Consider the following 13,363-nt stretch of genomic DNA (forward strand, 5'->3'; position numbering starts at 1 on the left):
ATGCGTGCTTTCCCTCTCCCCGCCGGGGAGAGAGCCTGCCTGTCAGCGCGCGATGCCGCCCGCCGCGAGAACCGCCAGCGTGACGAGTTCGCTTGCGGTTGAGGTCATCGGCGCGACCTGCACCGGCTTCTCCATGCCGATCAGCATCGGCCCGATCACCGAATCCCCACCCAGCTCGCGCAGCAGCTTGGCCGAGATATGCGCGGACTGGAGACCCGGCATGATCAGCACGTTCGCCGGCCCCGAAAGCCGCGCGAACGGATAGTTCGCCAACTGCTTGGGGTTGAGCGCAACGTCGGGTGCCATCTCGCCCTCATATTCGAACCCGACCTGGCGCCCGTCGAGCACGGTCACCGCGTCGCGGATATTGTCGAGCCACTCACCCTTCGGATTGCCGAAGTTCGAATAGCTGAGGAATGCGACGCGCGGCTCATGTCCCATGCGACGCGCGACCGCGGCGGTCTGCTCGGCGAAATCGGCGAGCTGTTCGGCGGTCGGACGTTCGTTGACCGTGGTGTCGGCGATGAACACCGTGTGACTTTGCCCGACGAGCAGGTGGATGCCGAACGGCGTCTTGCCCGCTGCCGGATCGATCACGCGGTAGATCTGGCGCATCGTCTCGCCGTACGTACGCGTGATGCCGGTGATCATCGCATCGCCCTCGCCGAGCTGCAGCAGCAGCGCGCCGAAGATGTTGCGATCCTGGTTCACCATCCGCTCGCAGTCGCGCCGCAGATAGCCGCGACGCTGGAGGCGGGCATAGAGCAGCTCGACCATCCGCGGCACCAGCGGCGAGACGCGGCTGTTGTGCAGCTCGAAGCTCTCTGGATCGGTGACGCCCAGAGCGCGCAACCGGTCCGGCACATCGTCGCGGCCGACCAGCACCGGGGTGCCATAGCCGCCCTCCTTGAACGCGATCGCCGCGCGCAGCACGACCTCTTCCTCGCCCTCGGCGAAGATGACGCGCTTGGGATGCGCCCGCGCGCCCTCATAGGCCATCGACAGCACCGAGGTGGTCGGGTTGAGGCGCGCGCGCAGCGATTGGCGATACGCCTCGATGTCGAGGATCGGCTTGGTCGCGACGCCCGATGCCATCGCCGCCTTGGCGACCGCGACGGGAACGACCTCCATCAGCCGCGGATCGAACGGCGCAGGAATGATATAGGCCGGACCAAAACTGTGGCTGACGCCGTACGCCAGCGCCACTTCCTCGGGCACACGCTCGCGCGCCAGCTCGGCGATCGCGTTGGCCGCGGCGATCTTCATCGCGTCGTTGATCCCCGTCGCGCGGACGTCGAGCGCACCGCGGAAGATGAACGGGAAGCACAGCACGTTGTTGACCTGGTTCGGATAATCCGACCGGCCCGTCGCGACGATCGCGTCGGGGCGTGCGGCCATCGCCAGCTCCGGGCGGATTTCGGGCTCCGGATTGGCCATCGCGAAGATGATCGGCGCCGCCGCCATGTCCTTGACCATCTCGGGCTTGAGCGCACCCGCCGCCGACAGGCCGAGGAACACGTCGGCCCCGACCAGCGCCTCGGTCAGCGTACGTGCCGAGCTGGTCGTCGCATGCGCCGACTGCCACTGGTTCACGTCGTCGCGACCCTGATAGATCACGCCCGTACGGTCACACATGATGACGTTGTCGGGGCGGACACCCATCGCCTTCATCAGCTCGGTGCACGCGATCGCCGCGGCCCCCGCGCCGTTGACGACCAGCTTGATGTCGCCGAGCTTGCGCCCGGTAACCCGGCAGGCGTTGATCAGCCCCGCCGCGCAGATGATCGCGGTCCCGTGCTGGTCGTCATGGAACACCGGGATGTTCATGCGTTCGCGCAGCGTCTGCTCGATGATGAAGCATTCGGGCGCCTTGATGTCCTCGAGGTTGATGCCGCCGAACGTCGGCTCCATCAGCTCGACCGCATCGATGAAGCGATCGACGTCCTCGGTCTTCAGCTCGATATCGATCGAGATCGACGTCGGCGAAGCGCTTGAAGAGCACCGCCTTGCCCTCCATCACCGGCTTGGACGCGAGCGCGCCGAGATTGCCCATCCCGAGGATCGCGGTCCCGTTCGAAATCACCGCGACCAGATTGCCCTTGGCGGTATAGTCATACGCGGTTGAGGGATCGTCGGCGATCGCCTGCACCGGGATGGCCACGCCGGGCGAATAGGCAAGCGCGAGGTCGCGCTGCGTCGCCATCGGTTTCGACGCAATGATCTCAAGCTTCCCGGGACGGCCTTCCGAATGGAACAGCAGCGCTTCGCGTTCGGAGAACTGGAGATTATTGTCGTCGGACATGCGCGGGGCCTCGGAGGTATCTGCGGGGGAGCCCATGCCTTTACGGAACACGTGGCTGTTCGTCACCCCTTGAGCGGTCCATGCGAGCGCTATTGGAGCCTGACGCGTCTTTCGCTACCCCGCGGCAATGCCCACTCCTGCCCCTACCCCCATGATGACGCAATATCTCGGCCTGAAGGCGGAGGCCGACGACTGCCTGCTATTCTATCGCATGGGAGATTTTTTCGAACTGTTCATGGACGATGCGCGGATCGCCGCGGCCGTGCTCGACATCGCCCTCACCGCAAGGGGCGAACATGACGGCAAGCCGATCCCGATGTGCGGCGTTCCGGTCCACGCCGCCACCGCCTATCTCCAGCGCCTGATCAAGGCTGGCCACCGCGTCGCAATCGCCGAGCAGGTCGAAAGCCCGGCAGAAGCCAAGGCGCGCGGCGGATCGAAGGCACTTGTCGCGCGCGCGATCGTCCGCGTCGTGACGGCGGGGACGCTGACCGAGGAAGCGCTGCTGGACGCGCGCTCGGACAATTGGTGCGTCGCGATCGGCGAGGCGGGCGGCACCGTCGCGATCGCCGCCGCCGACGTCTCGACGGGGCGGTTCGAGATCGTCGAAGTCGCAAGCGACGCGGTTGGCGCCGAACTCGCGCGATTGGGCGCTGCCGAAGTCGTCGCATCGGAGACCGGCGGATACGAAGAGGTTGCCACGACCTTGCGCCCCAAGACGGACTTTGACAGCAACGCAGGCGAGGCGCGACTGAAGCGCCTGTACGGCGTCGCGACGCTCGACGGTTTTGGTCAATTCGGACGTGCAGGACTCGCCGCGGCGGGCGGTCTCGTCGCGTATCTCGAACATAACGCGAAGGGCGCGCTGCCCTTTCTACGGCCGCCGCGGATCGGTCGTGCTACCGAAACGATGGCGATCGATGCAGCGACGCGCGAGAGCCTCGAACTGACCTGCACGACGGGTGGCGCTCGAAAGGGCAGTCTGCTCGATGCGGTCGACCGTACGGTGACCGGCGCGGGGGCACGATTGCTGGGCGCCGATCTGGGAGCCCCGCTCATGGACAAGGCCGCCATCGACGCACGGCTGGATCTAGTCCGGCTGTTTCATGAGGATCAGGGCCTGCGCGAACGGTTGCGATCAACGTTGCGTGCACTGCCTGACATTGGCCGCGCACTGGGAAGGCTGGCGGCGGGACGCGGTTCGCCGCGCGATCTTGGCCAGTTGCGCGATGGGCTGGACGGTGCGTGGAACCTCGGCGAACGACTGGATGACATCGCCGATGGACCGCAGCTGCTCAGCGAGATCGCGCCGCAGCTGCGCGGACATGGCGCGGTGATCGACCTGTTGAAACGGGCGCTCGTCCCTTCGCCGCCGATCGAGGCTTCCGATGGCGGCTATATCGCGGCGGGGTATGACGCGGCACTCGACGATCTCCGCGACACGGGTGCGGGTGGCAGGCGCGCGATTGCAGCCCTCGAGGCGGAGTTCCGGACGGCCACCGGCATCGCTGCCCTGAAGATCCGCCACAATGGCGTGCTCGGCTATCACGTCGAGGTTCCGGCGCGCGTTGCCGACCCGTTGATGAAACCTGAAAGCGGCTTCACGCACCGCCAGACGCTCGCCGGCGTGGTGCGCTTCAATACCCCCGCGCTTCACGAGGTCGCAGCGAAGGTCAGCCAGGCGGGTGCACATGCGCTGGCGGCGGAATCGGCCCATCTCGAGGATCTCACCGCCCGGGCACTGGCCGTTCGTGAGGCCATCGCCGCGACAGCGGACGCACTCGCTCGCCTCGACGTCGCGGCGGGGCTCGCCGAACGTGCAGCCGAGGGGGGCTGGGCACGCCCGACGCTGGTCGATCACGCCTGTTTCGAGATCGAGGGCGGGCGGCATCCAGTCGTCGAGGCGGCGGTCGCCAAGTCCGGCGACCGGTTCGTTGCTAACGACTGCAACCTGTCCGAATCGTCGCGACTATGGCTCGTTACCGGGCCGAACATGGGCGGCAAGTCGACGTTTCTCCGCCAGAATGCGTTGATCGCGGTCCTTGCGCAGGCGGGAAGCTACGTCCCTGCGAGCAAGGCGACGCTTGGGCTCGTCGATCGGCTGTTCAGCCGTGTCGGGGCATCGGATAATCTTGCACGCGGCCGATCGACATTCATGGTCGAGATGGTCGAGACTGCCGCGATCCTCGCGCAGGCGACGCCGCGCTCGTTCGTGATCCTCGACGAGGTCGGGCGCGGTACATCGACCTATGACGGGCTCGCGATCGCCTGGGCGGTGGTGGAGGCGATCCACGAGGATAATCGCTGCCGATGCCTGTTCGCCACGCACTATCATGAGCTGACGCGTCTTGCCGAGCGGTGCGACGCGCTTTCGTTGCACCACGTTCGTGCGCGCGAATGGAAGGGCGAGCTCGTCCTGTTGCATGAACTCGCCGACGGTCCGGCCGACCGCAGCTATGGTCTTGCGGTCGCGCGGTTGGCGGGCATGGCGCCGGTCACGGTGCAGCGGGCCAAGGCCGTTCTCGCCAAGCTGGAGGCGGGCCGTGCGAAGACGGGCGGACTTGCCGCCGGCCTCGACGACCTCCCGCTGTTCGCCGCAGCCGCGCAGGTCGAGGAGGTGGCGTGCGACCTGCTTCGCGAGGATCTGGCAAAGCTCGATATCGACGCGATGAGCCCGCGCGATGCGCTCGAGGCGCTGTATCGCCTTAAGGCGCTTGCCAGGGAGGACGCGTAGCAACCCTATCGGTGCATATGGTGGGCGCTGACGGGTTCGAACCGCCGACCTACTCGGTGTAAACGAGCCGCTCTACCAGCTGAGCTAAGCGCCCTCACGAGGACCAGGCCCCGGAGACCCATGCCCGATGCCAAAGCGCGGGCCTGGGGGCAACCCCCAATGCGACCATCTGTCAGGCAATCCGCAATTCCTCGCGCAGGACGCTCGTCATATAGCCGTGCATCGCGGCGCGCGCTTGCGACGACAGCGCCATATAGGCGCGGCGGCGGTCGTGCGGGTCGCGCTCGCGTTCGAACAGGCCGTCGTCGGTCATCCGCGCGATCCAACGTAACGCCGTCGTCGCCGCTACGGCGGATGCGATGCACAGACTCGACACCGATACGCGCCGGCTTTCGAGTTCGGCTGCATAGAGATCGAGCAACATGTCCCAGCCCGGATCCTCGAACAATGTCTTCGTGAAGAACTGGTCGCGCATTCGCCGCGTGCGGATGGCGCGGCGGATTTCGGGGGCGCCATGCGACGGAATGGCGGGTGGCGCACCGTACCGATCGATGCGGTCCCCGACGATTGACGGCGGCCGGCGATCGCTTTCCTGTTCGGTCCGCGTAAGGCGCGCCAGCGCCTCGGCGATACGGCTCACCTCGACGTTCAGTCGCTCGAGCCGGGCGCTATCGCTTTCGCGATTAATATCGAACACGCTGTCGGGACCCCGCGCCTGCTCGATCGCCTGCGCCACCGCGCCGACGCATTCGCCGATCCCGGGGTTCACCAGCAGCGCGGTTCCACCACCGAGCGTCACCGCGGCGATCGCATCGATCTGCTCGGGTGCAAGCGCGATGACCAGCGCGGCGCGGTCGCCGGCAGCCCAGGCAACGATCGCACCCAGACGCTCGGCGATCGTCCCGGGTTCGATCCCCGCCGCATCGACGAGCACGACCCGCGGTACGGTCTGTCGTTCCAGCGAATCATGCCAGCCGATCCGTCCCGCCATCCGTCCGCCCAGCGCAGTGAACGCCGTCGCCAGCCGGTCGCTCCCGGCATCTCGCGAAGACAGAAACGTGGACGGGTCGGCGATCAGAACCGCTTCGACACCGTTGTCGTACCGAATGTCGTTCGCTGGCTCGTGCATCGCCATGGCCGCCCCTTCCGTCTCGATCGGAACGGGCAATAGGCCATGAAACAGACCGTGGTTACACCCGAACTGGATCAGATCCCGGCGGACTTCGCGATGCCCGGGCCGGGATCGCGGCCGACATCGTCAGCGCGTCAGTCGAGCGCCTTGACGATTTCCTCGACCATCTTCTTCGCGTCGGCGAGCAACATCATCGTATTGTCGCGGTAGAACAGCTCGTTATCGACGCCGGCGTAGCCCACACCGCCCATCGACCGCTTGATGAACAGCACCGTCTTCGCCTTCTCGACGTCGAGCACGGGCATGCCGTAGATCGGCGAGGACTTGTCCGTCTTCGCAGCCGGATTGGTCACGTCGTTCGCGCCGATCACGAACGCGACGTCGGTCTGCGCGAACTCGCTGTTGATGTCCTCGAGTTCGAAGACGTCGTCATAGGGCACGTTCGCCTCCGCCAGGAGCACGTTCATGTGCCCCGGCATCCGCCCCGCAACCGGGTGGATCGCGTATTTCACGCGGACCCCCTCGGCCTTCAGCTTGTCGCCCATCTCGCGCAGGACGTGCTGGGCCTGCGCGACCGCCATGCCATAGCCGGGCACGATGACGACCTGCTCGGCCTGGCTCATTAGGAACGCCGCATCCTCCGCCGAGCCGCGCTTCCAAGGCCGATCGCTCGCGGCCGCGGGTCCGCCCGCGTCCGCGGACTGCCCGAAGCCGCCCGCGATCACGCTGATGAAACTGCGGTTCATCGCGCGGCACATGATGTAGCTGAGGATCGCGCCCGACGATCCGACCAGCGCGCCGGTGATGATCATCGCGGTGTTGTGCAGCGTGAAGCCCATCGCCGCGGCCGCCCACCCCGAATAGGAATTGAGCATGCTGACGACCACCGGCATGTCCGCGCCCCCGATCGGCACGATCAGCAGGAAGCCGATGACGAAGCTGAGCACCGTGATCGTCCAGAAGATCCACGGCGCCTGGTCGGTCACGAAATAGGCGATGAGCCCGAGGATGCCGGCGAGCAGCGCGATGTTGATGACGTGGCGACCGGGCAGCATGATCGGCTTGCCGCCCATGTTGCCGTTGAGCTTCAGGAACGCGATGACCGAGCCCGAGAAGGTGATCGCACCGATCGCGACGCCCAGGCCCAGTTCGATCCGGCTGACGGGCCGGATGATCGCGACCGGATCGCCGAGTAGCGGGATCATCAGGTCGGAAATGCCGAACGCCTGAGGGTTGAGATAGGCAGCGATCCCGACCAGCACCGCGGCAAGCCCGACGAGCGAATGGAACGCAGCGACGAGCTGCGGCATCGCGGTCATCGCGATCCGCCGCGCGGTCACGAGCCCGATCGCGGCACCGATCCCGATCGCGACGACGATCTCCCAGATCCCGACGTTGAGATGCGTGACGAGCGTCGTGACGACCGCGATCGTCATGCCGATCATCCCGAACCGGTTGCCGCGCTGGCTCGTCGCCGGGCTCGACAGACCGCGCAGCGCGAGGATGAAGCACACGCCTGCGACAAGATAGGCCAGCGCCACCCACGGGTTTACCGCCACGTCATGCATCACTCAGTTCCCCTCGGATCCGTGACGGTCACTTGGCGACCGGCCGTTCCTTTTTCTTGTACATCGCCAGCATCCGTGCGGTGACCGCAAAGCCGCCGAAGATATTGACGCTCGCCAGCACGACCGCGAGCAGCCCGAGATACTTGGCCACGGGCGAGCCGGCGGCAGCCGATGCGATCAGCGCGCCGACGATGATCACGCTCGAGATCGCATTGGTCACCGCCATCAGCGGCGTGTGGAGCGCCGGCGTCACCGACCAGACGACGTAATAGCCGACGAAGCAGGCCATCACGAAGATCGACAGGATCCCGATAAAGTCCATGTCAGCTCCCGCGCCGCGCGCTTAAGTTGAGGAAGTCGAGGGTCTGGCACTGTCTCAACATTCGATACCTCTCATCTGGCCCGCCGCATGAAGAGGTAAGCAGAACCGGCCGATGTAGGACAGCATTATCGTATCCCCGTGCACCCGCCAGCCGAGGCGCGGGGTCATGCGAGCAGTCGCGCATTGACCACCTTGCCGTCCCTGGTCAGCCGGATCGCGTCACCGATCTCCGCGTCGAGGACCGGGCGGCCCGCATCCTTGTCCCAGAAGGCACTGAGAAAGTTGAACAGGTTTCGGCTGAACAGCGCGCTGGCATCGGCGGCAAGGCGGCTCGGCACGTTGCGGTGACCGACGATCTCTGACGCCGTTCACGTCCACGATCTCGCCGGCGATGGCGCCCTCGACATTGCCACCTTGTTCGACCGCGAGGTCGACGATGACCGAACCGGGCTTCATGCTCGCGACCTGCGCCGCCGAGATCAGCCGCGGCGCGGGGCGGCCGGGGATCAGCGCGGTGGTGATCACGATGTCCTGCTTGGCGATATGCCCCGACACCAGTTCGGCCTGCGCCGCCTGATATTCGGCGCTCATCTCGCCGGCATAGCCGCCCGCCCCCTCGCCCTCGATCCCGGCAACGGTCTCGACGAAGATCGGTTTGGCCCCCAGTGACTGGATCTGTTCGCGAGTCGCCGCGCGGACGTCGGTGGCGGACACCTGCGCGCCGAGCCGGCGGGCGGTCGCGATCGCCTGGAGTCCCGCGACTCCGACCCCCATCACGAACACCCTGGCGGCACTGATCGTGCCGGCCGCGGTCATCATCATCGGAAACGCACGGCCGTATTCGGCAGCGGCGTCGAGCACCGCCTTGTACCCCGACAGGTTCGACTGCGAGGAGAGGATGTCCATCGACTGCGCGCGCGTGATCCGCGGCATGAACTCCATCGCCAGTGCCTCGTAACCCGCCGCGGCATAGTCGTCGACGCGCGCGCGTCCGCGATCCGGCCCGGTGCCGAACGGATCGAGGCTGGCGACAATCCAGGCGCCGCGCGAAACGCCCGTCAGCGATGACGCAGCCGGCCCCTGCACCCCGAGCACGATGTCGGCACCTGCGAGCGTCGCGGCACGATCCCCGACGCTCGCGCCCGCATCGCGGTACGCGGCATCGGCGATCGAGGCGGTGTCACCGGCGCCCGTCTCGACCGCCAGCGTCGCGCCCAGCGCCGCGAATTTCCGGACGGTTTCCGGCGTTGCGGCAACCCGCCGCTCGCCGTCCGCATGTTCTTTCAGGACGGCGATTTTCATCGGGTTATGCAATCAGCCAGATGACAATCGCGACAAGCAGCGCGCAGGCCATCGCGCCCCATTTCATTACGCCGATCATGCTGCCATAGGTCGCCACATGGCTCTTCATATTCGTATCGTCAGCCATGATCCCGTCCCTTGCGCCATTTTGCTCTGCGCGGACCTTATCCGGGCAAACCCTGAGCCTCAACCCCTACCCCCGGCAAAGCACTCGCCAGCGGCCGGTAGGCCGGGCATGAATCGTTCATGCGCTTAAGGTGCCCTTTACCTGTCCCGTTTAGGGACCGTCCTGCTATGGGACGGGATATGCCATGACGCGCAACGGGCAGCGGCTGTTACTTCTGATCGACGACGAGACGGCGCAACGGCGACTCGTCGCGGCGCTGGCAGCACGCGGGGGTTGGCGCGCGATCTTTGCGGATGATGGCGAAGCCGCGATCGCGACGCTGGCCACCGACGACGGCGCGCAGCTCGATGCGATCATCCTCGATCGCTCGGCCCCCGACGACGACGCCGCCGCGCTGATCGCGGAATTGCGGACGCGACGCCCCGCGCTGCCGATCCTGATGCTGACCGCCGACGGATCGGTCGAACAGGCGGTCCGGGCGATGCGCGCCGGCGCGACCGACTTCCTCGTCAAGCCGCTCGCTCCCGAACGCCTGCTCGCCTCGCTCGACGCAGTGATGGCAGGCACGACGGCGGGCGAGTTGCGTCCGCTGACCGAGAAGATCCCCGCGCTGCTCGCGTTCGACGAGATCGTCGGGTCATCCCCCGATTTCCGCGCCGCGTTGGCGATCGCCGCAAAGGCCGCGCGGGCGCGTGTCGCGGTCCTGCTCGAAGGCGAGAGCGGCGTTGGCAAGGAAGTCATCGCCGAGGCGATCCACGCCGCATCGCCGCGCGCGAAAAGCCGATGATCAGCGTCAATTGCGGCGCCATCTCCGCCAATCTGGTCGAGAGCATGCTGTTCGGCCACGAGAAGGGCGCGTTCACCGGCGCGTTCGAACGGCGGGTCGGCTGTTTCCAGGAGGCCGATGGTGGGACGTTGTTCCTCGACGAGATCGGCGCGATGCCGCTCGCCGCGCAGGCCAAGCTGCTCCACGTACTGAACACCGGCGAGGTCCAGCCGCTCGGCGGCCGGCACCTCCAGCAGGTCGACGTGCGGGTGATCGCCGCAACCAACACGACGCTGCTCGACGAGGTCGATGCCGGACGGTTCCGCGAGGATCTCTGCTATCGGCTGAACGCGGTGCAGGTCACGATCCCGCCGCTGCGCGAACGCGCGGGCGACATTCCTGCGCTTGCCCGCCACCTGCTCTCGCGAATCGCGCAGCAGCCGGGGTTGCGACCGCTCGGCATCACCGACGACGCGCTCGCGTTGCTCGTGCAATATGACTGGCCGGGCAATGTCCGCCAGATGCAGAACGCGCTCTTCCGGGCCGCAGTGCTCTGCGAGGGCGATGCGTTGACCCGCGCCGACTTTCCGCAGATCGCCGCGCTCGGCACCCGGCAGCGGCATACCAAGCCATCGGTCGCGAGTGGCGGGGGCGTCACGTTGTTCAATGCCGACGGGCATCTGCGGACGCTCGAAGAGATCGAGGCTGACGTCATCCGCCTCGCTATCGGCCATTATCGCGGCCGGATGACGGAGGTAGCGCGTCGCCTTGGAATCGGCCGGTCGACGCTCTATCGCAAGCTCAGCGAGCTCGGGATCGACAACGCGGCGTGATTACTGCGGCCGCGGTTCCGGCGCGATTGCCCCGGAACCGTCGCCACCCGCGTTCTACCAGAGCACGCCCTTGACGGGGGTCAGCGGCTTCGGCGCCTCGTCGCCGATCGACTGAAGCAGATCGATCTCGATGGTGCGGCACATCGCGTTGAGCGGCACGTCGTGAATCGTGTCCGCGAACGGATCGACCAGATCGTCACCGATCTGCAGCACGGCAAGGAACATCAGCCCAGCGATCGTCGAGCCGATCGGCGTTGCGAAGCCCAGCGTCTCGACCAAGCCGATCGGCAACAGCACGCAGAACAGTCGCGTGAACAGGCTGGGGAAGAAGCGAAACTGGTTGGGCAGCGGCGTGTTCTTGATCCGCTCCATCCCGCCCTGTGCATTCGCGATATCGACGAGGATGCTTTCGAACTGGGTCTGCTGGATGGTATCGATCCAGCCGTTGCGGCGCGCGATGTCGATCCGGCGACCGGTGCCGTCGAGCAGGCCGTTGGCGGGATTGGTCCGGGCCAGCGCATAGGCCGCCTCGTCCTCCGACAGGAAGCGCAGCACCTCGGGCGCGATCGGCTGGCGGCGGAGTTGGCACCGCAGTGCGTTCACATAGGCGATCTGGCGGAGCACGATCGTGCGCTTGAGATCATGCCCCTCGGGCTCGGGCAGCATGTTGCGCGTCATACGCGCAAGACTGCGCGAGGCATTGGTCATCAGCCCCCAGAGCCCGCGGCTTTCCCACCAGCGCTGATAGGCGGAGTTGTCGCGAAACCCGAGAAACAGCGCGAGCGCGGTACCGAACAGCGTCAGCGGCAGCGACGGCGCGTGAAATGGCAGGACATAATAGGTGACCGTCACGATCACGTCCCAGACGAACAGTCCGAGCAGCGGGCGCCACACCTCGCTGAGGATCTGACTTAAGCGAGGGGTTGCGGTGACGATCAACGGGCAGCTCCTTGTTTACGCGCCTCTAATGCGCGAAGACCGGTTTCGCTGCAATGCAGCGGTGACCAGCCCCAGCCAAGCGACTGGCCGCGGAATCGCGCCACGTCGCCGGGCCCCGGACACGCCGCGGCGATCAGCCCCCGCTCAACGACTGGTCGCGCAGTCCACGCCACACCTTGAGCGCCTGAACGGTCTCGGCGACGTCGTGAACGCGCAGGATCTGCACCCCGGCATCTGCCCCCTTGATCGCCAACGCAAGCGATCCGGCCAGCCGCTCCCCGACCGGCGCCTCGTTCGACAGCGCACCGATCAGCCGCTTGCGACTTGCCCCCAGCATGATCGGGCAACCCAGGCCGTGGAACAGCGCGAGCCCGTTGAGCAGCGCGAGATTATCGGCAAGCGTCTTGCCGAAGCCGATGCCCGGATCGACGAGGATCCGCGCCCGGTCGACCCCGCCCGCGACGACCGCGGCGATCCTCGCCTCGAGCCAGTCGAACACGTCGGTGACGACGTCGCGGTAACCGATCCGGCCATGGCCGCCGTCCTTGGGATCGGGCGAGTGCATCAGCACGACGGGGCAGCCGCTCGTCGCGACGACCTTGAGCGCGCGGTCGTCCCACAGCAACGCGGCGACGTCGTTGACGAGATGCGCCCCGGCGGCGAGCGTCGCCTCCATGACGCCCGCCTTGCGCGTGTCCACCGAGACGATCGCGCCCGCGCGCGTGAGCCGGGTGACGACGGGGACGAGCCGCGCGATCTCGTCGCCCTCCCATATGGCGGGTGCGCCGGGCCGCGTCGATTCGCCGCCGACGTCGATCATCGTCGCGCCCGCCGCGGCCATGTCGATCCCCGCGGCGGCGGCAGCGGCGGGATCGCCGACATGCTTGCCGCCGTCCGAAAAGCTGTCGGGGGTGATATTGAGGATGCCCGCGACGAGTGGCTGGTCGAAGCGCAGCGTCCGCTCGCCGAGCCGGAGCGCGGAGCGCGGGGCGGTGATGGCGTCGTGGAGATGCGCGGCGCGCGCGCCCAGCGTCGCGACGTCGGCGACCGGCACCGTGCGCCGGTCACGCCCCTCGATCACCTCATAGGCGGCGAACCACTGCATCCCGCCCGCGAGCCGCGCGACGCTGCCGTCGGGGTGGCCGATCGGCGTGTCGACGAACTGGACGGGGCGGAGGTGGAGGCTGGTCATGATCCCCTTTTCCCCAAATCCGTCGCTCGATCAAACCCACGCCGTTCGTCTCGAGCAGACATCGAGCTTGTCGAGATGGCGTATCGAAGGACATGTCCCTCGATACGAGCCCTCGACTATGCTCGGTCTCTACTCGCCACGAACGG

At 66.9% G+C, this 13,363-nt stretch carries 7 protein-coding genes, 1 tRNA gene and 3 pseudogenes; 2 read left to right on the forward strand and 9 right to left on the reverse strand.

What is annotated here, in order from left to right:
* Positions 1-42: 42 nt before the first annotated feature.
* A pseudogene (locus tag QP165_RS09845) lies at positions 43-2,302 on the reverse strand (NADP-dependent malic enzyme).
* Between the two features lie 151 nt (positions 2,303-2,453).
* On the opposite strand from QP165_RS09845, the gene mutS reads away from it, so the two are divergent.
* A complete protein-coding gene (gene mutS, locus QP165_RS09855; protein ID WP_333995460.1) occupies positions 2,454-5,036 on the forward strand; it encodes a DNA mismatch repair protein MutS in 2,583 nt (860 codons plus the stop codon).
* A gap of 18 nt (positions 5,037-5,054) precedes the next feature.
* Here mutS and QP165_RS09860 read toward each other — a convergent pair.
* From QP165_RS09860 to QP165_RS09885, 6 genes and pseudogenes are all read right to left on the reverse strand, one after another.
* Positions 5,055-5,130, reverse strand: a tRNA-Val gene (locus QP165_RS09860).
* 78 nt (positions 5,131-5,208) lie between these two features.
* Entirely contained in the window at positions 5,209-6,171 is a 963-nt protein-coding gene (locus QP165_RS09865) for a hypothetical protein (RefSeq protein ID WP_333995461.1), read from the reverse strand.
* Positions 6,172-6,302: 131 nt separating this feature from the next.
* On the reverse strand, positions 6,303-7,736 hold the full coding sequence (locus QP165_RS09870; protein ID WP_333995462.1) for an NAD(P)(+) transhydrogenase (Re/Si-specific) subunit beta: 1,434 nt from the start codon (positions 7,734-7,736) through the stop codon (positions 6,303-6,305).
* Between the two features lie 28 nt (positions 7,737-7,764).
* The gene (locus QP165_RS09875; protein WP_056017793.1) at positions 7,765-8,058 is read right to left on the reverse strand and encodes an NAD(P) transhydrogenase subunit alpha; all 294 of its coding nucleotides are present in this window, start codon (positions 8,056-8,058) and stop codon (positions 7,765-7,767) included.
* Between the two features lie 164 nt (positions 8,059-8,222).
* A pseudogene (locus tag QP165_RS09880) lies at positions 8,223-9,360 on the reverse strand (NAD(P) transhydrogenase subunit alpha).
* Between the two features lie 4 nt (positions 9,361-9,364).
* The gene (locus QP165_RS09885; protein ID WP_235532247.1) at positions 9,365-9,487 is read right to left on the reverse strand and encodes an aa3-type cytochrome c oxidase subunit IV; all 123 of its coding nucleotides are present in this window, start codon (positions 9,485-9,487) and stop codon (positions 9,365-9,367) included.
* A gap of 184 nt (positions 9,488-9,671) precedes the next feature.
* Between QP165_RS09885 and QP165_RS09890 the strand changes: the two are divergent.
* A pseudogene (locus QP165_RS09890) lies at positions 9,672-11,086 on the forward strand (sigma-54-dependent transcriptional regulator).
* A 54-nt stretch (positions 11,087-11,140) separates the two neighbouring features.
* Here the strand turns inward: QP165_RS09890 and QP165_RS09895 are convergent.
* On the reverse strand, positions 11,141-12,025 hold the full coding sequence (locus tag QP165_RS09895) for a bestrophin family protein (protein WP_056017803.1): 885 nt from the start codon (positions 12,023-12,025) through the stop codon (positions 11,141-11,143).
* 133 nt (positions 12,026-12,158) lie between these two features.
* Positions 12,159-13,217 carry a dihydropteroate synthase gene (gene folP / locus QP165_RS09900; protein ID WP_333995463.1) on the reverse strand — a complete coding sequence of 353 codons (1,059 nt, stop codon included), beginning with the start codon at positions 13,215-13,217 and terminating at the stop codon, positions 12,159-12,161.
* Between the last annotated feature and the right edge of the window lie 146 nt (positions 13,218-13,363).

This window comes from Sphingomonas sp. 22R3R2A-7 (genome assembly GCF_036856055.1).
Lineage (GTDB): Bacteria > Pseudomonadota > Alphaproteobacteria > Sphingomonadales > Sphingomonadaceae > Sphingomonas.